This is a genomic window from Pseudomonas sp. IT-P395 (assembly GCF_949767675.1).
GTDB lineage: Bacteria > Pseudomonadota > Gammaproteobacteria > Pseudomonadales > Pseudomonadaceae > Aquipseudomonas.
Genome location: NZ_CATKPW010000034.1, coordinates 1 through 833 on the forward strand (window position 1 = coordinate 1; position 833 = coordinate 833).

Annotated in this window: 1 pseudogene; it reads right to left on the bottom strand. The window is 52.6% G+C overall.

The features are described from left to right. Positions 1 to 769: pseudogene (locus ACM6IN_RS20430) on the bottom strand (IS3 family transposase); the annotation flags it as partial. Positions 770 to 833 lie beyond the last annotated feature (64 nt).

Sequence of the window (833 nt, forward strand, 5' to 3'; positions counted from 1 at the left end):
CCCACTATCTTGCGTGAAAACAAGTCCAATACCACGGCCAGATACAACCAGCCACTGCGGGTGCGGATATAGGTGATGTCGGCTACCCAGGCCTTGTTTGGCGCTACTGGATCAAATTTTCTGTTCAGTACATTCTCTGCAATCGGCAGGTCATGATTACTATCGGTTGTGTGTACAAACTTGCGCTTCCAGGCTGAACGCAGTCCGTTAGCCCGCATCAATCGACGGATTTTATACAGCCCGACAAGCATGCCTTTACCGCGCAAAGCGTCGCGCAAAGGGCGGCTGCCGTAGCAGCCTCCACTCTCGGCGAAAGACGCCTTGAGTTGCACAAGAACAGGACAACTCTGCCGAACAGGCGCATCAGCACGCTTCTGAGACTCATAGAAGCCTGAACGACTGATGCTCAGCAACCGACAGACATGTGCCACTGAGTAAGCCTTCTGTTGCAGCTGCCGAACCAGTCGATACCTTACTTCAGCTCGCGGGCAAAGAAGGCGGTAGCCTTTTTTAAGATGTCGTTGTCCACCTTGAGCTGACGATTTTCTTGTTCCAATTGCCGGATGCGCTGTTGCTCTGCCGTCAACGGCTTGCCGATTCCGGCCTGCCCCAACTGCTCAGCCTCGTATTGTTGAACCCAGCGTCGAACGGCTGTCTCACCAATGTTCAGATCCTGGCAAACCTGCGTAACGGTCAGTCCTTGATCCTTGATCATCTTCACGACTTGCAGCTTGAAGCTGTCGTCGAATGCCCTGCGTTTTTTAGTCATGAATAACTCCTCGATAGATGTATTTTCCACCTATCGGGGTGTCCGGGGAAATTAGACCACTGCA